This window comes from Streptomyces adustus (genome assembly GCF_009377175.1).
GTDB classification, from domain to species: domain Bacteria; phylum Actinomycetota; class Actinomycetes; order Streptomycetales; family Streptomycetaceae; genus Streptomyces; species Streptomyces adustus.
Map to the genome: position 1 here is coordinate 1 of NZ_VJZD01000033.1, position 24,796 is coordinate 24,796.

General features: G+C 69.6%; 19 protein-coding genes and 1 pseudogene. 6 read left to right on the plus strand and 14 right to left on the minus strand.

Features of this window, described 5'->3' with window-relative positions; translation table 11 throughout:
* Positions 1-414: RNA-guided endonuclease TnpB family protein (locus FNH09_RS11060; RefSeq protein ID WP_152886641.1), on the plus strand; the 414-nt coding region annotated here is incomplete at its 5' end.
* Between the two features lie 13 nt (positions 415-427).
* Here FNH09_RS11060 and FNH09_RS11065 read toward each other — a convergent pair.
* The 5 genes from FNH09_RS11065 to FNH09_RS11085 all read right to left on the minus strand — a co-directional run bounded on the left by FNH09_RS11065 (position 428) and on the right by FNH09_RS11085 (position 9,049).
* Positions 428-2,911, minus strand: coding sequence for a beta-glucosidase (locus tag FNH09_RS11065; RefSeq protein WP_162468408.1), 2,484 nt, complete (start codon positions 2,909-2,911; stop codon positions 428-430).
* 283 nt (positions 2,912-3,194) lie between these two features.
* The gene (locus FNH09_RS11070) at positions 3,195-5,783 is read right to left on the minus strand and encodes a family 78 glycoside hydrolase catalytic domain (RefSeq protein ID WP_162468409.1); all 2,589 of its coding nucleotides are present in this window, start codon (positions 5,781-5,783) and stop codon (positions 3,195-3,197) included.
* A gap of 60 nt (positions 5,784-5,843) precedes the next feature.
* On the minus strand, positions 5,844-6,761 hold the full coding sequence (locus tag FNH09_RS11075) for a carbohydrate ABC transporter permease (protein ID WP_152886647.1): 918 nt from the start codon (positions 6,759-6,761) through the stop codon (positions 5,844-5,846).
* A gap of 4 nt (positions 6,762-6,765) precedes the next feature.
* The gene (locus FNH09_RS11080) at positions 6,766-7,650 is read right to left on the minus strand and encodes a carbohydrate ABC transporter permease (protein WP_152886649.1); all 885 of its coding nucleotides are present in this window, start codon (positions 7,648-7,650) and stop codon (positions 6,766-6,768) included.
* Between the two features lie 82 nt (positions 7,651-7,732).
* Positions 7,733-9,049 (minus strand): extracellular solute-binding protein, encoded by a 1,317-nt coding sequence (locus FNH09_RS11085; protein ID WP_162468410.1) that lies wholly within the window; start codon positions 9,047-9,049, stop codon positions 7,733-7,735.
* Positions 9,050-9,321: 272 nt separating this feature from the next.
* Here FNH09_RS11085 and FNH09_RS11090 point away from each other — a divergent pair, with 272 nt between their 5' ends.
* Positions 9,322-10,332 carry a LacI family DNA-binding transcriptional regulator gene (locus FNH09_RS11090; RefSeq protein WP_338017534.1) on the plus strand — a complete coding sequence of 337 codons (1,011 nt, stop codon included), beginning with the start codon at positions 9,322-9,324 and terminating at the stop codon, positions 10,330-10,332.
* Here the strand turns inward: FNH09_RS11090 and FNH09_RS11095 are convergent.
* Positions 10,329-10,580, minus strand: coding sequence for a hypothetical protein (locus FNH09_RS11095; protein WP_152886655.1), 252 nt, complete (start codon positions 10,578-10,580; stop codon positions 10,329-10,331). The genes FNH09_RS11090 and FNH09_RS11095 overlap by 4 nt on opposite strands.
* Positions 10,581-10,761: 181 nt before the next feature.
* Between FNH09_RS11095 and FNH09_RS11100 the strand changes: the two genes are divergently transcribed.
* Positions 10,762-11,805 carry a LacI family DNA-binding transcriptional regulator gene (locus FNH09_RS11100; RefSeq protein ID WP_152886657.1) on the plus strand — a complete coding sequence of 348 codons (1,044 nt, stop codon included), beginning with the start codon at positions 10,762-10,764 and terminating at the stop codon, positions 11,803-11,805.
* Between the two features lie 414 nt (positions 11,806-12,219).
* Here FNH09_RS11100 and FNH09_RS11105 read toward each other — a convergent pair whose 3' ends face one another.
* From FNH09_RS11105 to FNH09_RS11140, 7 genes and pseudogenes are all read right to left on the minus strand, one after another.
* Positions 12,220-13,425 (minus strand): MFS transporter, encoded by a 1,206-nt coding sequence (locus FNH09_RS11105; protein ID WP_152886659.1) that lies wholly within the window; start codon positions 13,423-13,425, stop codon positions 12,220-12,222.
* Between the two features lie 709 nt (positions 13,426-14,134).
* Positions 14,135-14,350: pseudogene (locus FNH09_RS49460) on the minus strand (transposase); the annotation flags it as partial.
* A 196-nt stretch (positions 14,351-14,546) separates the two neighbouring features.
* Positions 14,547-15,596 (minus strand): LacI family DNA-binding transcriptional regulator, encoded by a 1,050-nt coding sequence (locus FNH09_RS11120; RefSeq protein ID WP_152886663.1) that lies wholly within the window; start codon positions 15,594-15,596, stop codon positions 14,547-14,549.
* 300 nt (positions 15,597-15,896) lie between these two features.
* A complete protein-coding gene (locus FNH09_RS11125) occupies positions 15,897-17,138 on the minus strand; it encodes a serine hydrolase domain-containing protein (RefSeq protein WP_238426607.1) in 1,242 nt (413 codons plus the stop codon).
* Positions 17,139-17,275: 137 nt separating this feature from the next.
* Positions 17,276-17,758, minus strand: coding sequence for a hypothetical protein (locus FNH09_RS11130; RefSeq protein WP_152886665.1), 483 nt, complete (start codon positions 17,756-17,758; stop codon positions 17,276-17,278).
* Positions 17,759-17,967: 209 nt separating this feature from the next.
* Positions 17,968-20,259, minus strand: a complete 2,292-nt coding sequence (locus FNH09_RS11135; RefSeq protein ID WP_338017535.1) for an ATP-binding protein — start codon at positions 20,257-20,259, stop codon at positions 17,968-17,970.
* Between the two features lie 543 nt (positions 20,260-20,802).
* Positions 20,803-21,108 (minus strand): putative quinol monooxygenase, encoded by a 306-nt coding sequence (locus tag FNH09_RS11140; RefSeq protein ID WP_152886669.1) that lies wholly within the window; start codon positions 21,106-21,108, stop codon positions 20,803-20,805.
* A 996-nt stretch (positions 21,109-22,104) separates the two neighbouring features.
* Between FNH09_RS11140 and FNH09_RS11145 the strand changes: the two genes are divergently transcribed.
* Positions 22,105-23,079, plus strand: coding sequence for an STAS domain-containing protein (locus FNH09_RS11145; protein WP_152886671.1), 975 nt, complete (start codon positions 22,105-22,107; stop codon positions 23,077-23,079).
* 153 nt (positions 23,080-23,232) lie between these two features.
* Here the strand turns inward: FNH09_RS11145 and FNH09_RS11150 are convergent, their stop codons facing one another.
* Complete coding sequence (locus FNH09_RS11150) at positions 23,233-23,556, minus strand: hypothetical protein (RefSeq protein WP_152886673.1); 324 nt, start codon at positions 23,554-23,556, stop codon at positions 23,233-23,235.
* A gap of 304 nt (positions 23,557-23,860) precedes the next feature.
* Here FNH09_RS11150 and FNH09_RS11155 point away from each other — a divergent pair, with 304 nt between their 5' ends.
* Both FNH09_RS11155 and FNH09_RS49770 read left to right on the plus strand, forming a co-directional pair.
* On the plus strand, positions 23,861-24,109 hold the full coding sequence (locus FNH09_RS11155; RefSeq protein WP_162468411.1) for a plasmid stabilization protein: 249 nt from the start codon (positions 23,861-23,863) through the stop codon (positions 24,107-24,109).
* A 251-nt stretch (positions 24,110-24,360) separates the two neighbouring features.
* Complete coding sequence (locus tag FNH09_RS49770; protein WP_338017537.1) at positions 24,361-24,717, plus strand: ANTAR domain-containing protein; 357 nt, start codon at positions 24,361-24,363, stop codon at positions 24,715-24,717.
* Positions 24,718-24,796: the final 79 nt, after the last annotated feature.

Below are 24,796 nucleotides of genomic sequence, written 5' to 3' on the forward strand. Positions count from 1 at the left end.
ACGGTGTCCGCTCTCGCGCGTACCCGGCTCGCCAAGTCCGTGCACGATGCGGGATGGTCCGCGTTCGTCGGCATGCTGCAGTACAAGGCGGCCCGGCACGGCCGCACCTTCGCCAAGGTGGACCGCGCCTTCCCGTCCTCCCAGGTCTGCTCGGCCTGCGGATTCAGGGACGGCCCCAAGCCCCTGCACGTCCGAAAATGGACGTGCAGCGCCTGCGGCACCGTGCACGACCGCGACCACAACGCAGCCCGCAACGTCCTCTTCGAAGGACGCCGCATCGTCGCCACCGGACGGGTGGAGACGCTAAACGCCTGTGGAGCGCCGGTAAGACGGGCACATGTGCCCGCACAGCGCGTTGAAGCAGGAAGCCCCCGGAAGGGTCAGACGACCCAGGCCGGAATCCCTGGACTTTAGGCCAGGGAGCACGTCAATTGACGGTGATCGAGCCCGCGTAGCCGGCGTCGGCCACCGAGGTGCCGACGTAGACCGGGACCTTGCCGGTGGGGGTGATCCAGCGGTTCTTGTCCTCGTCCCAGTAGGACAGCAGTCGTCGGCTGATCTCGATCGTGGTGGTGGTGCGTTCGCCCGGCTTGAGTGCAACGCGGGCGAAGCCTGCGAGGGTCCTGGCGGGGGTGTCGACCCGGGTGGGCAGGTGGCCGACGTAGACCTGGACGACGTCGGAGCCGGTGCGCTTGCCGGTGTTGCGGACCTCGACGCTGATCTCGCCGGCGATGTCCCCGCGGCCGCGGCCGGTTACGCGGGCGTCGCGGTAGCTGAAGCTCGTGTACGACAGACCGTGGCCGAACGGGAACAGCGGCTTGGCGGCGTGCTTGTCGTACCACTTGTAGCCGACGTAGATGCCTTCGTCGTAGGTGATGCTGCCGTAGGCGCTGTCGCTCTTGCCGCCGGTGTAGGTGGAGGGGCCCTGCTGCTCGTCGGCGGGGAAGGTGACGGGCAGGCGTCCGCCGGGTTCGGCGTCGCCGTAGAGGATGTTGGCGATGCTGGTTCCGGTGGCTGCGCCCTGGTACCAGGCCTGCAGCACGCTGGGGACCTTGGCGAGCCACGGCATGAGCATCGGGCCGGAGGTGTTCAGGACGACGATGGTGTTGGGGTTGGCCGCGGCGACCGCCTCGATGAGCTGGTTCTGGTCGCCGGGCAGGGCGAGGTTGTCGCGGTCGAACGCCTCACCGCTGTAGTTGTTGACGAAGACCACGGCCATGTCGGCCTTCTTCGCCGTCGCCACGGCGTCGGGGATGAGCGACTGGGGCTGCCAGCACAGCTTCATGCTGGGGCCGTAGAAGCCGGCGTCCTTGGTGCTGTACTCGACGGTGATGTCGACGGCCTTGCCGCCGGTGAGCTCGATGACACCGCCGATCGCGCTCTCCTTGGGGCCGAAGAAGGAGTCCCACAGGAAGCGGGACTCATCGAGGAGGGTGACACCGTCGACGACGATCTTCGCGGCTCCGGACAGCAGGGTGTTGATCCGGACGAGTCCGGTGGTGGGCGGGGTCAGCTTTCCGGTCCAGCGGGCCGACCACTTGGCGGGCAGGTCGGCGATCGGGTTGCCCCAGCGGAAGTCGATGGTGGAGGTGACCGTGGTGGCCAGGGGGTCGCCGGACAGGCTCTCGCCGGAGAAGAACTCGGCCTTGAGGCCGGCCTTGCCGTCCGGCGTCGTGAACACGTCGCCCGGGATGACCGGCAGGGCCACGTCGCCGACGCTGCCCTGTGAGAAGAGGACGTTGGAGGCTCCGGCCTTGGCCTTGATGGCGTCCAGCGCGGTGGTAAAAGCGCCGGGGTCGACGTAGGAGGAGCCCTCGACGCCCGTGATGGCGTCCTTGCCGGCCGGGCCGATGACCGCGATGGTCTTCTTCTTCGACAGCGGCAGCAGGCCGCGCTCGTTCTTGAGCAGTACGGTGGCCTGCTCGCCGGTGATCCGGGCGATGGTCTGGTGCGCGTCCGTGGTCACCACGGCGGCGGGCGTGGCGGGGACCGGGTTGTCGTAGGCGCCGGAGGCGAACAGGGCGTAGAGCGTGCGGCGGGCCGCGTCTCTGGTGCGGTCCTTGGGGATACGTCCGTCGGTGAAGGCGGCCTTGGGGGTGTCGGGGGTGAGGGCGGCGGAGTCGACGCCGGCGTTGAATTCCGCGACGCGGTCGCCCGAGGGGTAGTAGTCGGTGCCGAGGTAGCCCTTGAGGCCCAGGTCGTTCTTCAGGGCGCCGATGGTGTGCGGGTTCTCGCAGGCGAACACGCCGTTGATCCGCGGGTAGGAGCCCATGACGGACAGGGCGCCGCCGTCGCGGATCGCGTGCTCGAAGGCCGGGTAGTACACCTCGCGCAGAGCCCGCTCGGAGACCACGACGTCAAGGGAGTTGCGGCCTTCTTCCTGGTTGTAGCAGGTGAAGTGCTTCACCTGCGCGATGACGTCGTTCTTCTGAAAGCCCCTGGTGACCGCGGCTCCGATGAGTCCGCTCAGCAGCGGGTCCTCGCCGTAGGCCTCGGACTCGCGGCCGTTGCGCGGGTTGCGGTCGATGTCGACGGTCGGGCCGAGCAGGATGTTCCAGCTCTTGCCGCGGGCCTCCTTGGCGATCGCGTCGCCGTACTTCTCGGCGAGATCGGGGTCGAAGGTGGCGGCCAGGGCGTTGGGGGCGGGGAAGGCGGTGACGCCGGTGTCCCCGCGCAGGCCGTCGGAGGCGTCGACGCGGTTCATGACCGGGATGCCGAGGTGGGCCAGCGGCTGGTAGTCGGCGGGGTCGACGGCCGTCACCAGGACCACCTGCTCGTCGAAGGTCATGGCGTTCAGCAGAGCGTCGGCGCGGCGGGCCGCGGACTTGTTCTTGTCGCGCCAGGGCTGGTCGCCTGCGGCCGCGGCAGTGCCAGTGGCGGCAGCAGCCGAGGTGGGAAGGCCTATGGTCATCACCGCGGCTCCTCCCAGGGAGGCTACGGATACGGCGACGGCTTCGCGTCGGGTCATTCCTGCGGAACGGGTCACGTCACGTCTCCTTGCGGCGGGAGGTGTGCTGGATCAACAGGTGGTGCGGGTGCTGGCCGCGGTTGTCGTCCTGTGCGGCCGAGTTCGGGAGGCGGCGCGGTGGAGCGGGCGGCGCCGGTGCCGTGGTCAGGACGGTTCCGACGCCGCCCGGGTGGGGCTTCTCCCGCCATCCGCGCTGGTGCGGGAGGCAGGTCGGCGGGAGAAGGGTTCAGGCGGCCTGGTCGCCGAGTGCGCTGCTGTCGATGCGGTGCTCGCCTGCGCCGACGGTGATCGGCGGGCATCCGGGCAGCTCCACCAGGCCCTGGCAGCCGTCGGGCACGGTGATGTGGGCGCTGATGCCGTTTGCGGTCTGTTCCCAGGCGATGGCGGCTGTGCCGTAGGGGGTTTCGTGGCGAGCCTTGGCCCAGGTGAGGCCGGCGCCGGGGCGGGGTCGGAAGGCGAGGGTGCGGTAGCCGGGCTGGGTGTGCTCGAGGCCGGCGACGGTGCGGTGAAGCCAGTCGGCGACGGCGCCGAGCGCGTAGTGGTTGAAGGAGGTCATGCCTCCGGGGTTGAGGGTGCCGTCGGGGCGCAGACTGTCCCACCGCTCCCAGATGGTGGTGGCGCCCATGGACACGGTGTAGAGCCAGGACGGGCACTCGGTCTGGGTGAGCAGCCGGTAGGCGACATCCAGGTGGCCGGAGGAGGTCAGGGCGTCGCAGATCAGTGGCGTGCCGACGAAGCCGGTCGCGATCCGGCCGTCGTCTTCCAGGACCAGTTCGGCCAGTCGGTCGCCTGCGAAGCGGCGCTGTTCGTCGTTGCCGAGGAGGTCGAACATCAGGGCGACGCAGTAGGCGGTGGGACTGTCGCTGGTCATGCGGCCGGAGTCGGCCACGTAGCGGGCGCGGAACGCGGCAGCGACCTCGTCGGCGAGACGGTTGTACGAGGCGGCGGCCGTCCGGTAGCCCAACTCGGCCGCGGAGTAGGCGAGGTGGCGGGCGGAGTGGGCGAAGTAGGCGGTGGCGACCAGGTAGCGGTCGGTGCGGGACGCGCCGGGGTCGTCCGGCGGCGCGATGGGGTCGAGCCAGTCGCCGAGTTGGTCGCCGGTGTCCCAGATGCGGTCCTCTCCGGCCAGCCTCTCCAGGAGATCCACCCAGGCGCGGCCCATCGGGTAGTGGCGGCGCAGGAGTTCCAGGTCACCGAAGCGCTGGTACAGGACCCACGGGGTGAGCGTGGCGACGTCGCCCCAGGCGGCGCCGGGCTGGATCGGGGTCCACTGGGGGCCGCCGGGGATGACGGGGACGTACCAGGGGATGGTGCCGTCGGGCAGCTGTTCGGCGGCGACGTCGGCGAGCCAGGAGTCGAGCATCCCGACGCAGTCGTACAGGAAGCTGGCGGTGGGGGCGAAGACCTGGATGTCGCCGGTCCAGCCGAGGCGCTCGTCGCGCTGGGGGCAGTCGGTGGGCAGGTCGACGAAGTTCCCCCGCATGCTCCACACGACGTTCTCGTGCAGTCGGTTGATCTGCTCGTTGCTGCACTCGAACCAGCCGGTGCGGCGCATGTCGGTGTGGTAGACGCGGGCGGTCACGCTTGCGCTGGTGAACTCCCCGTGCCAGCCGTCGACTTCGGCGTAGCGGAAACCGTGCAGGGTGAAACGCGGCTCCCAGACGAGGGGGCCGTTCCCGGCGAGGGTGAGGACGTCCGTAGAGGTCGCGCCGCGCAGCGGGCCTGTGGCGAGCTCGCCGTCCTGCAGGACTTCCGCGTGGCGCAGGGTGATCGTGGTGCCTTGGGGACCGTCGGCGGTGACGGCCAGCCGCCCGACCAGGTTCTGTCCGAAGTCCAAGAGGTAGGTGCCCTGCCCCTTGGGCGTGATGGAGACGGGTGCTATCTCCTGGGTACAGCGGACCGGGGAGGCTTTCGGAGCTATGAAGGTGTTCGGGTCGCGTTCGTGCACCGCCACCGGGGTCCAGCCGGTGTCCGCGTGGTGCGGGGTGGACCAGGCGGGGTCGTTCAGGCGGGCGTCGAAGGTCTCGCCCTCGTAGAGGCCGGAGGTGAGGATCGGGCCGACGGCGGCCTCCCAACTCCGGTCGGTGGCGATGACGGTGGTGGTGCCGTCGGGGTGTGTGACCTCGAGTTGAGCGATGAGGGCTTGGGTGGTGCCGTAGATGTTGCGCGTTCCTCCGTCGAAGCCGATTCGTCCGCGGTACCAGCCGTCGGCGAGGAAGGCTCCGATGGTGTTGGCACCTTCGGTGAGGTGGCGGGTGACGTCGTAGGTGTAGTAGCGCAGCCGCTGGCCGTAGACGGTCCAGCCTGGGGAGAGGGTGTCGTTTCCGACGCGTGCGCCATTGATCTCGGCTTCGTACAGGCCGTGTGCGGTGATGTAGAGCCGGGCGCGCACGACGGGCTTGCTCAACTGGAAGTCTCGGCGCACGCGGGCAGGGCGGCGGTCGCTGTCGGGGTCTTCCTCCCAGCCTGCGCCCACAGGCTGGGCCTGCCAGTCGGCAGCGTCGAGGAGTCCCGCCTCGACGGCGGCGGGCGGCGACCAGGCGGAGGGTTCGTCGCCGCTTGCCCAGGTGCGCACCCGGACGATGACGCGTTCACGGGAGGCCAGCGGCCGATCCGGCCACGCCACGAGGTTCTGGTCGCTGCCGGGGACGCGGCCGGTGCGGAACACGGAGCCATCTCGGGCGAGTTCGAGTTCGTAGGCGCTCTGGATCTCGCTGCCGGCGGGCAGTTGCCAGGACAGCCGCGGTTCGGGCGAGCCGATTCCGAGGCCGTCACGCAGGTGTTCGAACGTGACGAGGGCAGGCTGAAGCGACACAGCGGGGGAACCTTCCGTGAGGTGGGCGTGGGACAACCAGCGGGGCTGTGGGGTTGGTTGTCAGCCCTTGACGGCGCCGGAGGTGAGGCCCTTCATCACCTTCTGGTTGAGGAAGAGATAGATCACCAAGGTGCCGAAGACGTTGATGCAGATGGCGGCGAACAGCGGGCCGTACTGGGTGGCGCCGAAGTCGCCGGTGAAGTTCAGCAGGCCGACCTGGATGGTGCGCAGGTCCTGGTTGTTGGTGAAGGTCAGTGCGATGAGGAGGTCGTTCCAGATGAAGAAGAACTGGACCAGGCCGACGGTCAGAATGGCGTTGCGGACCATGGGGACGCTGATGGTCCAGAAGGCGCGCAGGATGCTCGCGCCGTCGATGGTCGCCGCCTCGAACAGCTCACGCGGGACGGTCTTGTAGTAGGTGGCCATCATGAACACCGTCAGCGGCAGTCCGGTGCCGGTGTAGGTGAGGATCAGCGGCCACAGGGTGCCGGAGAGGCCTGCTTGGAAGTACACCGTGAACAGCGGGAGCAGGATCATCTGTGAGGGCACCATCATGCCCGCCAGGAAGATCAGCAGGGTGAGGCTGCGGCCTTTCCACACCATGATCTGGAGAGCGAAGCCGGCCGCGGTGCCCAGGAGCAGGATGAGGGCGAGGGCCGGCAGCACGGCGAGGAGGCTGTTCTGGATGTACAGGCCGATGTTGCCGGTGGTCCAGGCCTCGCCGTAGTTGCTCCACTCCCAGTGGGTGGGCAGGCTCCAGGTGGAGTGGTTGAGGTAGTCGTTGTTGGATTTCAGCGACGTGAGGAACATCCAGATCAGAGGGTAGATCTCGATGGCCAGCAGCAACGCGACGACGATCTTCACCCAGAGTCGGCCGATGCGGCGATGTCGCGGCGGACGAGGCGCGGCGGACGAGGCGGGCACCCGGCCACCACCGCTGGGAGCACCGGCGGTCTTCAAAGGCGTGTCGATGGCCATGGGTTCAGCCCTTCGTGAGGTCGCGCCGCGAGACGCGGAAGACGACCAGGGTCACCAGCAGACATACGACGGTCAGCAGCAGGGCGATGGTGCTGCCGTAGCCGTAGTCGCCGTAGGTGAACGACGTCTGGAACATGTAGAGGGTCAGCGGTGTGGTCGCGTTGCCGGGACCGCCGTTGGTGAGCGCGACGATGGAGTCGAAGGCCTTGAGGGTGCCGTTGATGCTGAAGATCAGTGACGACAACAGCACCGGGAACGACATCGGCAGGACGATGTGGCGGACGAGGCGCAGGCCGGAGGCTCCGTCGAGGCGCGCGGACTCCAGCACTTCCTCGGGGATGTCGACCAGGCCGGCGAAGAGCAGGACGGCGTAGAAGCCCATGGACCGCCAGATGTCCATGATGATCAGGACCCAGAAGGCGTGCCCGGCACTGCCGAACCAGTCGATCGATCCGATGCCGACGGCGTTCAGCAGTGAGTTGACGGGACCGGTCTGCGGTGCGACCTGGAAGAACTTCTGGAACAGCAGGCCGACCGCCACGGTCGGCAGGACGACCGGGAAGAAGACCAGGGTGCGGACCAGTGCCGACGCCTTCTTGAGGAAGAAGACGTACAGCAGTGCCAGCAGGTAGCCGGCGACGACCTGGCCGAGCGTCACCACGACCGCGTACTTGGCGGTGAACCACAAGGCTTCCCGTACGGCCGGGTCGGTGAACAGCCGATGGAAGTTGCCCAGGCCGTTGCCGGTGAACCCCTGGATCGTGTTGCCCTTGGTGAAGGAGTAGCCGAGGGACCACACCATCGGGACGAGCATGATCAGGGAGTAGACGAGCAGGGCGGGGCCCAGCAGGATCAGGACCGCTTTGCGGTCGCCGAGTACGCGGTGCATGAGTGAAGTCCAGTTCTTGAAGTTGCCTGCTGACGCGAGGTGGCTCAGGGCGCGGTGCGGGTGCTCCCTGAGCCGCGTCTCGTCACTTGCTGGACAGGGCGTCCTGAACGGTCTGCATGAACTTCTCGGGGCTCAGGCTGCCGTTGACCAGTCCGGCCGCGTTGGTCTGGCTGACCGTGGTGGCCTTCGTGGAGAACAGCGCCTCGAACCACAGCACGTTCTGCTTCGAGGAGCTGATGGTCTGGCGGACCTGCCCGGCGACTTCGCTGGCGTCCTTGACGTCGGCGTTGACCTTGAAGCCTGAGATCGCGCCCTGGTCCTTCAGCGCGGTGCTGCCGTAGTTCTTGGTGATGCAGGAGACCCAGTCGCCGGTGTTCTTGTCGAACGACTTGGCGCCCAGCGCGATGCCCAGGCCGACGTTGGAGGGGTACTGGTCGATGGAGCCGGTGCCGCCGGTGACCGCCGGGAACGGCATGAAGCCCACGTTGGCGGCGCCGACCGTGTCCTGCTTGGGGTCGGCGATGTTCGCCAGCGCCCAGCTGCCCATGTAGAGCATGGCTGCCTTGCCGGAGAGGAACTGGTTCATCGCCGTGTCGTAGTCGATGGAGCCCACGCCCTTGCCGAAGTAGCCCTTCTTGCCGAGCGCGGCTACCTCCGCCGCTGCCTTCACGTACTTCGGGTCGGTCAGCTTGGCCTTGCCGTCGGCGACGTCCTTCAGCGCGTCCGGGCCGAGACTGCGGTAGAGGTAGCCGCTGATCAGCCGGGTCAGCGGCCATCCCTGCTGGCCGGACGCGGAGAACGGCTGAATGCCCTTGGCCTTCAGCTTCGCCGCTGCGGACGTGAGCTCGGCCCACGTGCCGGGCACCGCGATGCCGTTGGCGGCGAAGACCTTCTTGTTGTAGAAGATTCCCTCGATGTTGTACTCGTACGGCAGGACATCCAGCTTGCCTCCGTACAGCGCCTTGATGGTCGAGACCGCGGCCGGCTCCAGCTGGTCGTAGACGCCCAGCTTCTTCAGTTCCTTCTCCAGGTCGGCGACTTGGCCGGATCCGGCGAGCTGCTGGGTGAGGGCGGGCGCGTTGCCCGCGGCGAACTGCACCGGCAGCGCGTTCTGACCGGCGAGCAGCTGCAGCTTCTGGTCGAGGCTGGCCTGGGGAACGGTCTCCACCTTGAGCGGCTGGGCGTCCTGAGCCGTCTTGCAGGCCCCCTTGGACAGGGTCGTGAGCGCTGTCTTGACCGTGGTGTTCTCTGTGACGCTCAGGTAGCTGAAGTTCTTGGCCGGGGAGGCCGAGCCGCCTCCCGTCCCTCCGCACGCGGAGACGAGAACGACCATCGCAGCGGCGCTCGCGGTCATGCCGGCGAGGCGCGCCCTTCTGGCGGCGGACGAGTCGGTGATCACAGCATGGCTCCCTGTCATCGTTGAGCAAAGGCGTACGGCGAAGGCCTGCGGAGAGGATCAACGACGAAGAGAGTTTTGTATAACGTTCTCTACGCCGAAGTGGGCACAACAGTGCACGTACACCCAGCGCCCGTCAAGACATCCCACGGAAACACCGCAGAAAAGCCCTCCACATCTGGCGCGCTCGCCCGGCCATGGTGTAGACCGTTGCACTCAGAAGCGAAGCTCAGGGGGCACAACGGATGCAGCAGGGCTCATCGCGCAAGAAGCGCGTGACGATCACGGATGTCGCGCAGCACGCGGGCGTGTCGACGGCCGCCGTGTCCAAGGTGATGCGCAACGCGTACGGCGTCAGCACGGCCATGAAGGAGAAGGTCCGTGCCGCGATCGCCGAACTCGACTACCGGCCGCAGGCCGCAGCCCGCGGAATGCGCGGCCGCACCTACACGATCGGCGTCCTGCTCGACAACATCCGCAACACCTTCTTCGCCGACATCCTCGACGGCATCCGCGACGAACTGCACGCCAGCGAGTACACCGTGCTCATCGGCGCGGCCGGGTTCGGGGCCGACGCCCAGAGCAAGACCATCCAGTCCATGGCCGACCGTCAGATGGACGGCCTGATCCTCATCGCCCCCAGCACACCACGGGCCGAAGTCCTCACCATGGCGGAGACCACGCCCACCGTCGTCATCGGCCACCACGACCCCTCCGATCTGCACGACTCCGTCGTCGACGCGGACGGCGCGGGAGCCGGCCTCGTGGTCGACCACCTCGTCTCCCTCGGACACCGCAAGATCACACTCGTATCGGCCCAGGGAGCCCGCTCCAGCAAATGGACGCGGACCCCGGAGATCGTCCTGACCAGCGGCTATACCGAGGCCATGGGACGGCACGGCCTCGGCGACGAGACGACGGTCTGCCGTGTCGCCTACTCCGACGAAGGCGGCTACAAAGCCGGCATGAGCCTGCTCGCCGGTGAAGACCGGCCCACCGCCGTCATGGCCGGCGCCGACGTGGCGGCCCTCGGTGTGTGGCGGGCAGCTCACGAACTGGGCCTGCGTGTACCGGAGGACGTCTCGATCGTCGGATACAACAACACCGCGGTCGCCGACCTCGCGACCGTCCAGCTCACCAGCGTCGACCAGGCCGGTCACAACATGGGCGCCACCGCCGCCAGGCTTCTCATCGAGCGAGTGGAAAGCAGGCGAGACCATGCCGTACAGACCAGCATGACTCCGCGCCTCGTCGTACGGCGCAGCACCGACGCCCCCCGCGCTTAGTGGTCGGCACTCGAAGTCCTTCGGGGTCGATCGGGCTGCCAGGGCGATGGAGGGTTCTTGGTGCCGATCGGCGGATGCAGGGCGGTCGAGCCGAGCCGAGCCAGTAGATCGTCCAGATCGGAGGTCGATCGAGCCGGCGCCTTGCCGAAGCAGCCCTTCTTGCCCAGGGCGGCGATCTCTTCAGCGACCTTGACGTAGCTGAGGTCGGTCGGCTTGGCTTTGCCCTCCATGACCTCCATGACCTCCATGACCTCCAGAATGTGCATAACGTTCTTCACGGTCAGCGGACACAACAGCGCACGCTGCACCGGCTTCCGCCAAGACATTCGCCTGCAGCGTCATGGAAACGTGCTTCCCACCTGGCGATGAGCAGCGAGCATGCTGTAGACCGTTACATTGACCGGGTTCGGAGAACGAAGGGCAGCCGGCATGGAGTCCGCACCACAGCGGAAGAAGCGTGTGACCATCACCGACGTCGCACGTCACGCGGGAGTATCGACGGCCGCGGTCTCCAAGGTGCTGCGCAACGCCTACGGAGTCAGCCCCGCCATGCAGGAACGCGTCAGGGCGGCGATGGCCGAGTTGAACTACCGGCCGCACGCCGCGGCACGCGGCATGCGCGGCCGCACCTACACTATCGGCGTCCTGCTCGACAACATCCGCAACACCTTCTTCGCCGACATCCTCGACGGCATCCGCGACGCACTGCGCGACAGCGAGTACACCGTCATGATCGGCGCAGCCGGGTTCGACGCGGATTCTCAGGCCAAGACCATCCGCTCCATGGTCGACAGGCAGATGGACGGCCTGATCCTGATCGCCCCGGGGACCGTGCGCACGGAAGTACTCGCCACGGCCCAGTCCACCCCGACCGTCGTCATCGGCCACCACGACGCGTCCGACCTTCACGACTCCGTTCTCGACGCGGACGGGCTCGGGGCCGGGCTGGTCGTCGACCACCTCGTGTCCCTCGGTCACCGCGACATCGCCCTGGTGTCCTCCCCCGGCTCCCGGGCCAGCAAGTGGACACGCACCCCCGAGATCGTCCTGGCAGACGGCTATCTGGAGGCGATGGAACGCCACGGGCTGCAGGCGTACGCCCGTGTCCACAAGACCGCCTACTCCGACGAAGGTGGCCACAAGGCGGGGTTGAGCCTGCTCGCCTCGCCGGACCGCCCCACGGCGATCATGACCGGTGCCGACGTGGCCGCCCTGGGGGTGTGGCGGGCCGCGCACGAGCTGGGACTGCGGGTCCCTGAGGACGTCTCCCTGGTCGGCTACAACAACACCGCCATCGCGGACCTGGCCACGGTGCAGCTGACCAGCGTCGACCAGGCCGGACGCACCATGGGCTCCACCGCCGCCAAAATGCTCATCGAACGCGTCGAAGGCCACCGCGACCGGGCCACGCAGGTCACCATGACGCCCCGCCTCGTCATCCGCCACAGCACCGCGGCACCCACCCGTCCATGAGCCGGCGCCCGCGAGCGCGCTGCGGGGCGGAGCCAGGTCACCGAAACGCCAACCGGCACGGCAAGCACGCCTTCCGGAGCCCGTTCCCGGTCGGCTCCTGTCACAGCCCACGGTCGTGTCCCCTGCCGCGGTGCAGCCGATCACGCACCGTCGCCTCCGCTTCGAGGCCGTCCGGCACGTACCACTGCCGCCCGCCAAGTGATCACGGCCGACACCGGCCAACAGTCCTGGCAATGCCGGCACCCTACGGTTGACCCTCCCCCTGGCCAGCGGGGGCGGTGACGACCGCGGCCCTGAAATCGGAGACGGCCGCCGGCGCCGGCAGGATGCCGGTACCGACGGCCGTCTCCGGCTCGACTCACGCCGCCCGACAGCCCGGCCCGGGCGGCATGACGAAGCGGGCCGGCGCCGGGGTCACGCCGCCGCCGTGCCGCGCTCCTCCTCAATGCGTTCGAGGGTCTTGCCTGTGGTGTCGGGCATGAAGGCATAGCCCACGACGGCGCTCACCAGAAGGAACAGGGCGAGGAGGGCGCTGAGCGGGCGGATACCGACGTGCGCCAGGAACGGCACCAGGAAGCTCCAGACGCCCAGGACGGTGCGGGCCGCACCAAAGGTGAAGCCCTGCGCGGTACTGCGCAGCAGGGTCGGGAACAGTTCCTGGCTGAAGACCTTGTACAAGCCTTCGCCTGCCAGGGCTGATCCGACGCCGAACAACACGATGTTGGCAAGGATGACCGGGATGCCGAGCGGGAACACCAGGAACAGGACGTAGGCGGTGACCTGGAAGATCCCACCAAGGGCCCACATGCGTTTGCGGATTCGGTGAGAACGGTCCGCGAAACGCATGAACAGCAGGACCGTCGTGGCCAGGCCGATGACGAAGCCGACGCTGCTCAGCGCCAGGCCCGCGGCCCGGCTTCCCGCGTGAAGGGTCTCGACGATGTAGGGAGTGAAGCTACCGCTGGTGCCGGCAGCGAGGTTCCAGAACAGGTAGATCGTCGTCGTCCACGCCAGAGCCGCGAGGTTCGCACCACGGAAGAGCATGCGTGGGCGCGGTGTAATCGTGCCCGGTGCGAGGGCGGACTTCCAGCGCGCGGATTCCACGACACCGCGGCGCAGGCCCCAGACGACCATGGCGACAAGGAACAGGTGCAGGAAGACCAGGCGGACGCCGAGCAGCCCGAGCGGTGCAACGACGAACGCCAGCAGCAGGACCACGACAGGGCCCAGGTTCCAGGCGACCTGTGTCAGACCGAGGAGTTTTCCGCGGGCGCGGGGTGGGGCGTTCTCCCCGACCAGGGCGAGGGAGGTGGGCACGTCGGCGCCCACCGCCACGCCAACGGCGACCGTGCCGGCAAACAGCATGGCCGCGTTGACGGACAGCGCCATGACCAGCATGCCAGCGGCATACAGCAACAGGTCGTATCTATAGATGCGCTTGCGCCCCAGGCGGTCGCCCAGGCGGCCACCGATGAAGGCGCCGAAGGCGCAGCCCAGGGCGTTGGGGCCGAGCGCCGCGAGCGCGCCGATGGCGCCGCTGGACAGGTGCAGTTGCGTTTGGAACAGGGTCAGCCCCGCCCCAAGCGCGACGATGGAGCCGGCATCCAGGTAGGAGGCCATGCCCGCGAGGGCGGAGGTGCGCCAGGCAGTGGGGCCGAGGGCGGCTGGGCCGGGTGGCCGGTCGGGGGGAAGGTCAACCCCAAAGGGCGCCTCCTGAAGCTGGGCCATGGGGGTCACTCCGAGTGGTACGGCATTGCCCGGGCATCGTAACCGCGGCGCCCGACCCAGCCAGGACACCGTTACGCAACGTTTTCTGCCGATAGGCTCTCCTGCACTGCGCTTCGGCACACGGCGCTCACACTGCTCGCACCCCACCAAGACCGCCAACGCCCGGGCCAGACCATCACCACCGCCTACGACGGCATCGGCCTGCCCATCAGCGTGCATGCATGACCTACAGCAACGGAACCGTTGCCGAGCCCGTAGTCAGGTCTCAGCATTCCGGGCATTTCGGCCCGGAAGGTCCGTCTCATCGCCAAAGCATCAGGGGCTCGGCTTGAGTACGGTCTCTCGTTTCCTCCTGCTGCTGGTGCGGCAGGGTCGTGTCACCTGCCCGCCCCGCCTCCGCCGTGCGGCGGCGGGTAGTGCGGGTCCTCTGGTCGGCTCCACGAGGTTTCGACACCGCCGGGGCGGTGTCCTGGTCTCCGGCCACTCCGGTACCAGTCGTGCAGGCTGCCGCGAGGGCGGCGAGGTTGCGTGCGGCGTTGGTGTCCCGGTCAATGCCGTTCGGATCTGCCTCTCAGCCGGCGAGGTACTCGATGCCGACACGCTGATGGGCCCGCATGATGGCGGAGTCCACCGAGATGTCCCAGTCGATCCCGCCCGCGACATCGACAGCGGCCTGAACCTGTTGCAGCAGACGCTCCCACGTGCCGTCGGCCGACCACAGCCGGTGGCGTTCGCAGACGGTCTTCCACGGCCCGAAAGGCTCGGGAAGATCCCGCCAGTGCGGAATCCCGTCGCTCACCTGCCGGTGATTTCGCCGCCGGCAGCGCCTACGGCGTGGTGCGCCTGTGGAACGTCGCGCTGTCGTCCCGGACGGAGGCCGTCGACAGCGTCTGCCGTTCCGTAAGCCGTGATTTCACCGAGGAGGAATGGGGTCTCCACCGCGTCGACGACTCCTTCGGCCGGACCTGCTGAGTGACCGACGGGACGCTCGCGTTGTCGGGTCCGGCCCGCGCTCAGGCCGAATCGCGGATGACCAGTCGCGTGGGGGTGACCACGGACGCCAGGGACGGGGCATCGTCTCCACGGAGCGGCGGGTGCGATGTCCGGTGGCACAGCATCCGCGCCATCAAGCGTCCCATCTCCTCGATGTCCTGGTGCACCGTCGTGAGCGGTGGCTCCGTCACCTCGGCGATGGGCGTGAGGTCGTCGAAGCCGACGACGGCCACATCGTCCGGCACGGTACGCCCCCGCTCGCGCAGGGTCCGCAGCGCGCCGGAGGCCATCAGGTCCGAGGCGACGAACACCGCGTCCAGATCCGGTGCCTGGTCGAGAAGCAGGGCCATGGCGTCGGCGCCGCCCCGCACCGTGAAGTCGCCCTGGGCCAGCAGTCGGGGCGGGGTGGCCGGCAGGACGTCGCGGTAGCCGTCGAGGCGGTCGATCGCGGCCGCCTGGTCGAGCGGCCCGGTGATCGTCGCGATGCGCCGGCGTCCCAGCGACACGAGGTACCGAACGGCTTCCCGGGCACCACCGCGGTTGTCGGCATCGACGTATGTGTAGACGTCGCTGCGGTGTCCGGAACCGAGAAGGGGACGTCCGCCGAAGACAGCCGGCAGCCCCATCTGTTCGACCATGTCAGGCAACGGGTCGTCGGCGAGCAGCGAGAACAGCAGGGCACCGTCGACGTGACCGCCTCCCAGGAAGTCGCAGACACGGGGATAGTCGTCCTGTTCCTCGATGAAGAGGAGTACGGGCTGGGCTCCGTGCCGGACGAGTTCCTGTCGTATGCCACGGAGATGGCAGTCGAAGTACGGGTCGACGAAGAGGCGGTTCTGCGGCTCGGTGACCACCACCGCGACGGCGTTGTTGTGGCGGGTGACCAGCTTTCTGGCGGCCTGGTTCGGTACGTAGCCGAGCTCGGCCACCGCGCCCCGTATACGTTCGGCGACCGCCGCCCGTACCTTCGGCTCGCCGTTGATCACCCGGGAGACCGTCGACTTCGACACCCCTGCCCTGCGCGCCACGTCCTCGAGCGTGGGGCGTTGCCCGTGCAGCCGTTCAGCCAACTCGGTCTCCGATGCAGCGCAGTTCACCGTCGTCACCGGCCACGTTAGTGGCTGTTGCCGTACCGATCTTGGGATTTGCCGATCGGACGAAGGCAGCGGCGGCCGTTCGGCCCCGGGTCCGGCTCGATCATTGCTCCTCCGCCGGTTCAGGCTGCCTCCGGTCGCCCATGGGGATCGACAGGTGGACCGGTCCGGTCGGCGGCTGCAACGCCTCGGCGCGGGTCGCCGGGAGCGGCGGGGGCCGCACACCCGCCGAGGGGATCCGCGTCCCTCGGCGGGCAGGCGTCGCCTTCGGTGCCGTCAGTCGTCCATGGCCTGGTAGAGCGTGGTCCAGAAGTCGTGCATGAGCCGCACCGGGTCCGGGACGGACGCCCCGACCTGGGTGAGCAGGATGCCGGTGAGCCCGTTGACGGGGTCGGCGTAGGTAGACGTACCGCTTCCGCCGTCCCAGCCGAACTGGCCGACCGGCGCGTAGTCGCCGCGATAGGTACGCACCGCCATCCCGAAGCCCCAGCCGCCGTGCTGTCCCTGGCCGTGGGAGATGTGGACGTTGCTGGTGGCCAACTCGTGGCGTGCGGCCTGCTGTTCGGGAGTGAGGCGGTTGGTGGTCATCAGCTCGACGGCCGCCCTGGACAGGATCCGCTCGCCGCCGTGCGAGCCGCCGTTCAAGAGCATCCGGAAGTACGCGTGGTAGTCGTCGGCCGTGGAGTTGAGTCCGCCACCGCCGCCCTGGAACGCCGGAGGCGCGCTGTGGCGTCCGCCCTCGGCCTCGTCCCACACGAGGAACTCGCCGGTCTGCGGGTCGGGAGCGTACAGCGGCGGCAGCCGGTCCATCCGGTCGGCGGGCACATGGAAGCCCGTGTCCTTCATGCCGAGCGGACCGAAGACGCGCTCCTGGAGGAACTTCTCGTACGACTGGCCCGTCACCCGGGCGACGAGGACGCCGAGCAGGTCGCTGGCGATGTGGTACTGCCAGCGCTCGCCGGGCTGGTGCATCAGCGGAAGCTCGCCCAGGCGGCGGATCCACTCGTCCGGCGCGGGCATCGGCTCCGGCAGATTGGGGGTGAGTCCGCGCGCGAAGACCGTGTTCATGATCGGGGTGCCCAGGGACGTCATATCCATGCCGAGCCCGAAGGTCGAGGTCAGCACGTCCCGGACGGTGATCGGCCGCCGCGCCGGCACGGTCTCGTCCAGGGGGCCGTCGAGCCGCTTGAGCACCTGGCGGTCGGCGAGTTCCGGCAGCCACTCCTGCACCGGGTCGTCGAGGCGCAGCCTGCACTCGTCGAGCAGGACCATCGCCGCCGAGACCGAGACCGGTTTGGACGTCGAGGCCATCCGGAAGATCGTGTCCCGGCGCATCGGCGCGCCACCGTCGTGGCGCATCGTCCCGAGCTCTTCGACATGTGTCTCCTGGCCCCGGCTGAACAGCGCTACGGCCCCGGGTATGCGGCCGGAATCGACATGCCGGGCCAGCACGTCGCGCACTCTCTGCAGCCCTGCCTTGGAGAAGCCACGGTGCTGGTCGGCGAAGCCCATGGACATGGTGGTGTGCTCCTTTTGGTTGATCGATGGACCGAACGGGTGGACAGCCGTCGGGGCAATACGGTTCTGATGGCGCCCCGCCCTGCGGCGAGAGGGCGGTGTCGTTCGCGCCCCGCCCTGACGTGACGAGCGGTTCGTCAGCAGCCGAGCCGGTCGGCGATGACGGCCAGCACCTTGTTCAGATCGCGTGCCATGCGGGTGCGCAGGCCGAGCTCGGCGATCCCGTCCGCGAACCCGGGATGGTCGGGGAGAACCCGTTGGACGGCATGGGTCACCCGAGTGCCTTCGGGGCCGGCGGTGACGGTGTGGACCCCGGCGTACCAGCTCTGCACCGCCAGGCAGGAACGGGCGCGGTCGACCTGGATCTCCACCGGCTCCACCGGCCCGGCGTACTCGGCACGGTAGGTGTCCGCGCGGGCTCCGGCCACAACCGTCATCGCCCCCTGCCGGGCGGCCGAAGCCCTGGCCAGCACCAGCAGGTTGTCGTCGCCGACCCGCCCCTCGGCGACGGCGAGCAGGAGTGCGGCGACCGCGGTGGCCGGCGCGGCGAGCGTGCCGTGCGCCTCCCATCGGGCGGGCAGCGCGTCCAGTTCGGCAAGCAGAGAAGGCGTGGTGTGCATGGTGAGAAGGTTCACCGTGCCATCCGCTCGGGGACAGCCCGTGACGCGCCGGCGGGACGCGGGACGCCTCGGCGCCCCCAGGGCGACCTGCGCCGTCACACCGGCTGAGGTACCGCGATGCGGGTGTCCCGGGACGGGACGGGACACCCGAGTCGGGCGGGACACCCGGGCCGGGCGGGACGGTCTCAGGGCACCCGTGCCAGAGCGCCTCAGGGCACCCGTGCCAGAGCGGAACGCGCCGTCGCCACCAGATAGGAGACGCCCTGAGCGGTGGCGATCTCCAGCGCCTGCCCGAAGTGCCGTGCCGCGGCTTCCCGGTCTCCTGTGGCCAGACACGCCTCCGCGTACGGCAGGAGGCTGTGCACCATCCGATGCGACTCACCGGCCTCTTCGAGCAACGCCAGGGCCCCCGCGTGCACGGCCGTCGCCGCCTCGATGTCACCGAGGTGGCGCAGGGCCACGGCCGCGTCCGTCCGGCTGACGGCCTCCAGGACCGGATGACGGGTCTCCCGGCTGATCGCGATGGCCTGCTCCGCCAGGCCGAGAGCGGTCCGGGCGTCGCCCAGCCCCAGCGCCGACCGGCCCAGCACGTCAAGACACATCCGCACCTTCTGCCGGTCCAGCCCGCGCGCGGTCTCCAGCAGGTCCAAGACCAGCTCGCGGGCCTCCCTGTGCTCCCCGCGCAGCACCAGGGCACGCCCGAGGCGTACGCCGATGTACACCCGCACGGCGCTCGCACCGGACGGCACCAGGCCGGTCGCCTCGCGCAAGAGCTCCATCGCGCCTGCGGCGTCGGCGGTGTACAGGCGGACCTGCGCCAGTTGTTCGAGGGCCAGTGCCTCGCCGACGCTGTCGCCCTCGGCGACCATCAGCGCGCGGGCCGCCTCCAGTTCCGGCACCGCCTCGTCCAGCCGGCCCACCCGCAGCAGCGCGGCGCCCAGCAGGTACCGGTGGGAGGCGAGGGTCCGGCGCGCGCCGAGCGCTTCGGCGGCCGACCTGCTGACCTCCAGCCCGCGGCACAGCTGCGGCATGCCCCCGCGCCGGCCGAGGGAAATCACGAAGGCGCACTGGGCGAGTCCGACGGCGGGCGCGTCGACGCGCAGTTCCACGGCGAGCGAGAGCGTCGCGGTGATGTTGGCCCACTCGGTGTCCAGCCAGTCGAGGGCTTCGTCGTGGGAGAGGCCGGGAAGAGCCGCGGGCCGCTGCGACACGACGATCGGCACGGGGACGACGACCAGCTCGATCACTTTCGTCGCGGCCAGCATGCCGCTCAGGTAGTAGTCGGCCAGCCGGGCGATCACCGGCCCGGGGTCCGCCGCTGCCTCCTCGGCGCGGGCGGCCTGCCGCAACAGGTCGTGCATCCGGTAACGGCCCGCCGCCGGTTCCTGCAGCAGATGGACGTCGACCAGGTCCTCCAGCAGGGAACGGGCGTTGGCCGGCGGGATCCCGGCCAAGGCCGCCGCGCCGTAGGCGTCGATGTCCTCACCCGGTACGAGCCCCAGCAGAGCGAACATCCGCCGCTGAGCGGCGTCGAGCTGGCGCAGGGACATCCCGAACACGTCCGACACCGCCAACTCGCCCTCGCGCAGCCGCTCCACCAGAGTGTCGAGGGTCCACGCGGGCCGGTGCCGCAGCCGTGCGGCAGCCACCCTGATGGCCAGGGGCAGGTTCCCGCAGCGGCGCACCACCTCGCCGACATCACCGGGACGCATCCCTCCCGCGGACTCGACGAACAGCTCCGCGGCCTCCCGGGACGGCAGGACGTCCAGCGATATCGGCTCGACGCCGTCCAGCCCCACCATCCGCCGCCGACTGGTGATCAGCACGAAACTCCGGCCCGCACCGGGCAGCAGGTCACGCACGTGAGCGGCGTCGGCGGCGTTGTCCAGCAGCACGAGCACGCGCCGCGCCGCCAGCTCCGACCGCCACAGCGCGGACCGCTCGCCGACCCCGTCGGGAATCCTGCCGGCCGACACCCCGAGCGCGGCCAGCAGCACCCGCAACGCCTCCGCGGGCTCGACCGGCTCCCGGCCCGGAGTGAACCCGTGCAGGTCCAGATAGAGCCGGCCCCCGGGAAAGTCGGCGGCCAGGCGATGCGCACCGTGGACGGCCAGCGCGGTCTTGCCCACTCCGCCCATACCGTCGATCGCGACCATCGTCGAACTCCGCGCGGCTCCCAGGAGCGCGGCCAGCTCCCGCCCGCGGCCGGTGAACGCGGTGATGTCGTGCGGCAGATCGTTGCGCACCGGCGCAGAAGGCGCGCTCTCCGCCGACGCACGAGACTCGTCCCTGGCCCGCTCCCACACCTCGCGCAGCGGCCTCGGGTCCCGCCCGGCCACCTGGCACAGCGCCACCACCGTCGGCCACGACGGAACCGCCTGCCCGGAGAAGTACCGCGACAGCGAGGAACTGCTCCCCCGGACATCACGGGCCAGTTCTCGCAGACTCCGTCCCGTCAGATCACGCAACTGGCGTAACTGTCCTGCCAATTCATCTCGCACGCCTGCCAGCCCCCTCCAGCCTCAAGCGAGTTCCACCGGTGATCCTAATCACTGCCCGGTCGGGATCTTTTTGCTGGTGGCACGTCACTGGACCGGGTGGATCGTTGACCGGGCACGGACAGTGGGGAGCCGAGGGCACTCCGGTGTGATCCTCCCGGTCACCGCCCGCGCTCGCCGTCGTACGACCCGCCGAGGCGCCATCACCTCGAACACCTCGGCCACACCCTCGCCCGCGAGTTCGGCGTCGAGTGGATCCGGGGCACCCAGGCCATGCTCGACGTCCCAGCGGTGGACGAGAGCCTCCAGACACCGACGCCGCTGCCAGCAGCCGACCGTATGCGGTGGGGGAACGTCCAGGCAGGTGCGGTCGGATCCGCATCCAGCGCCTTCGGCAGAGTCTCGGACGCCTCGCCGAACCAGCGCACCAGCGCGCCCCGCTCCCGTGGTGCGGCCGACGGCCGGAAGCACCCGTGCCCCTCGGTGACGGCGACGGCCGCCCAGAGAATCGAGCCGCCCCGGCGGTCCGCCGGATTCCGTGATTCCTCAGCCGCCGGCGCCGAGGCCGCCTGCGACGATCAGTTCGCGACTGGTGAACTCGCCGGTGAGCATGGGCATGGCGGCAGCGATCGCTTCCTTGGCCTCGGGCAACCGCAGGGACGCGTCGTGCTGCTCCTTCGACTCCCAGACCTCCGTCACCACGATCGTGTCCGGGTCGTCGGCGGCCAGACACACCACGTAGCTTCGACAGCCGAGCTCCGGGAGACTCGCGGCTCCAGAGAGCAGGATCGCGACCACGTCGTCGCGCTTGCCGGGCTCGGTCTTCATCGAGCCGAGGTAGCCATAGGCCATGTCATGCCGCCTTCGTCGGAGGTGCTGCTGCTGATGGGCCAGGCCTGCGCCGCCCTGGCAGCCGTCCCCCCACGGCGGACAGGGCGCCCGTCCCCGGCCGGAAGCCGCGGCCGAGCCGGTGCGAACGGGCTGGGCCCGGCGGTCGCCGAGGTCGACTGGCAGCGGCGCAACACCATCACGGCACCGCGCTCACTGTTCCGCGTCGCACGGCTGCGCTCAGGCCCTCGACCTCCTCGGCAAGGGTACGGCGCGGACACCCCGCATGGTCGCGGAACAGCCTTCGGACCGACACCGACAGATCGACGGCCACGGACCGTCTGGCGAGGGCGGTATCCGCTCACCCCGGCGCATTCGGTCTCTCCACCGAAGGTGTCGAAGACCCGCCGCAGGTACCCCTGTTCGCCGGTGGTGTCGACGTACGGTGTCCCGCCAGTGATCGCAGCGCGCACCACCGGCTCGCCCCACAGCGTGAACGGGCCGGCGCAGTCGACCACCGCGTCGCGGTCGGCGAACGCCGCGGCACCTCCATGGGATCCGCCAGGTCCGCGACCCGGACCTCGGCGTCCTGCGCGCCGACCCGCACCGCGGCGGCGCGCAGGCACTCCCGATCGCAGCCGACCAGTACCGGCGTGATCTCGCGGCGGCGCAGCTCGGCGAAGGCGAGCCCGCCGGTGAACCCGCTCGCGCCGCGTGCGAGCAGGCGCGGCCCCGGTCACCGCCTGCTCGGCTTCCGGACGGCACACCGCACGTACTCGTCGCCCCCTCGGCGCTTCCGGTTCGCAAACGACGTACGTTTGACATACCGAGGGCTTCACGCATTCCGACGCCACGCCGGGTCGTCCTCGGCGACAGACGAATCCGGGCCGCCCCAGCACTCGGCTCGAGACGGGTCGGCATCATGTCCGCCGCGGTCGAAGCACCTCCGCGCAAGCTCCGTGTCTCTGCGCCGACAGCACGTACCCGTAGCCGCGCGAGCCCCTGCCGGGGGGAGGCGTGATGGTTCTTTCCCGGCTGGACATCCACCGGCGCAACCGCGGGGAGCGGACGCTCGTCACGCTTGCCGGTGACATCGGACCGGCCACGACACCTCTGCTGCGGGCCGCGTTGGAGCGGTGCCTGCTCGACGGCGTCACCGTCATCGACATCGACCTGAGCACGGTCGGCTCCTGCGACGCCAGAGGCCTGGACGTCTTCCTGTCGGCGTCACGGCGCGCCGGCCGAGTCCACGCCTCCCTGCTGCTGCACCACCCATGCGCGCAGATCAGCCGCCTCCTCGCTGACACCGGATCTGCCCCGCTGCTTCTCGCGGCCCCCGCGAGTCCCGTACCGCCCGCCCTGTCCGGCGACCTCACGGCTACCGGAACACGGGTGCCCGAGGACCCCGCTCGCCCGTCGGACCAGCCGGTCCTCAAGGACGGGATCCGTCTTCGCCGACTCACCCGCTGGCAGGCCGAGGACATGCGCGAGGACATCGCGGACCTGGCCGCGGAATCGGTCGCGGGCACCCCCGGCAAGGCGTACCACCGCCGTGGAGACTTCCTGGGCCGCCTGGCGGCCGGTGCCCACCACCGTGGCTTCGCGCTGCTGGTCGCCGAGACGACGGTGCTGGTCGGATGCGCCTTCGGTTTTCCGGTGGGCCCTGGCAATTCCGGGTGCCGCGGGTTCGGCGGAACGCTCCAGGAGAGCATCCAACGGCTCACCTCCTGCGCGCGGTTCGTGGTCCTCACCCAGGTCGTGGCCCATCAGCACGCCCAGCACCACGACATCGCCCGCCGCTTGCAACGGCGCCTGCTCTCAGACCTGCACTCCTCGCTAGGAGTCGTCCTTCTCCATCCTGCCGACCGCGCGGGACAAACCGTCTTCTCGTCCTGGGGCTGGCAGAACATGGGAGTGGTCGTCGGGCTGCCCGGTCCTGTCACCCCCTGTGTGTTGATCCTGCGTACGGAGCCGCTGTCCACGGCAGGCCGGTGATCAGGCGGATGGCCGGGAAGCCGGTACCCGTCCCGGCCGGTGCGGTCGCTCCGTCTGTCGTCCGCCGCGGCCCGTGGCTGTGCTGCGCGCCGTCCCCCGCAGCCGGAAGCGGCCTGGCACGTACCGAGAGCCCCGGCGGCCACGCTGTGAATCTCAGTAGTCCTGCCAGTGAAGGAGGACCCAGCCGGCTACGGCCGCGCTCACCAGAGCGAAGCCACCAAGGAGCGCGCTCAGAAGGAGCCGAAAGGCGCGCCATCGTCGCCGGTGTGGGAGTACCCAGAGCACGATCAGGGCCGCGTCAGCCACGGCCAGCGCTACCGTCTGCAGATTCAGTGTCCGGTCGGCCTGCGCCATACCGGACCAGACGCCCAGCACGGGTGCCGCGATGACGGATGCGATCAGCGGGGCCTTCCACCAGTGCTGATCGACCCGGTGGGCGGCGATCGCGCCATCAGGTACAGAGTCAGACCTCTTCATACCCCCAGCGTGAGGCCTGACCTCGGAAGCCGTATCCGCATGCGTACTCAGGGCGTACTCAACCGTGGCACGAGGAATCCGAGCACCTCGGCTTCCGAGGCCGGACCTGCCGCTCGGCGCCCAATCCGCACCGCGCTGCGGCCGACAGCCACCGCCGCCCCCGGGGTGCGGAACACTTCGCGTGAATGTCGCCCCTATGTGGCACGACGGGTACGCCGGGCGTTGAGTGGAGATGCACGCGGGGTGCTCCGCACGGCAGGACATCCCCGACAGGGCAGGAATCCGATCAACGCCAGGAGGCATCGTGTCTACAGGACGGGACGACAAAAGCGAACGTCGGTACGAGCGAATCAGGGAGAACGCCAAGGAACACGGCGTCTCCGACCAGCTCGCCGAAGTGGTCGCGGCGCGCGCGTCCCACCGCGGCGAGCACTCCCGCAGCAGATCGCAGGGACCCACGAAGGACCAGCTCTACCAGGAGGCCAGGAAAAGGCACATCGACGGCCGCTCCACCATGACCAAGGACGAGCTGCGCGAGGCCCTCGGCCGCTGACCGCCCGCCCTTGCGCAGGTGGCGGCACCCGTGGAGAACGCCTCCTCGGCCGCCGCACCGCCACAGTGCCGCTCCACGCACACGGCCTCGGCCCGCTCGACCTCTGCTCCCGCGAGCCGGGCGCGTTCACCGAGGCGAGCGAGTTGACGGGCCGGCTACCGGCGTCGCACGCCGCGGTCGCCTTCTCCAGGGCACGCACCCACGCCCAGACGGAGCAGGCCGTCGCCACTCGTCACATCACCGGTGAAGCGATGGGCATCCGCGTGGGCAGCCGTCACCTCACCGAGGAGCAGGCGCTCGACACGCTGCGCCACCACTCCCAGCGAAACAACACCGAGCTGCGTGAGGTCGCCCGCCTGATCCGCGAACACGGCGCTCTTCCCTCACCCCATGTCAAGGCAGGGGTGGCTTCCTCAGCACCTGGGCCGAACCGCACGCCTCACACCCTTTTCGCGTCTTGCGACGAACCGATGACCCTCCGCCCAACCGGCGCACCGGCGACTTCGTCACGGCGGTCCGTCGAGAGCACGGCCCGGTATTGCGCCCCCCGTGTTCTACGATGCGGTTGGGAAGCGCCTCGGCGAGGCTACCGGAGGCCAGATGGCTGATCAGATCCGTCGACCCGAAACGGAGACGGCCCCGGGCGACGCGCGGCAAAGCGTGTTGCGGCTGACCGCGCTGTCGGCT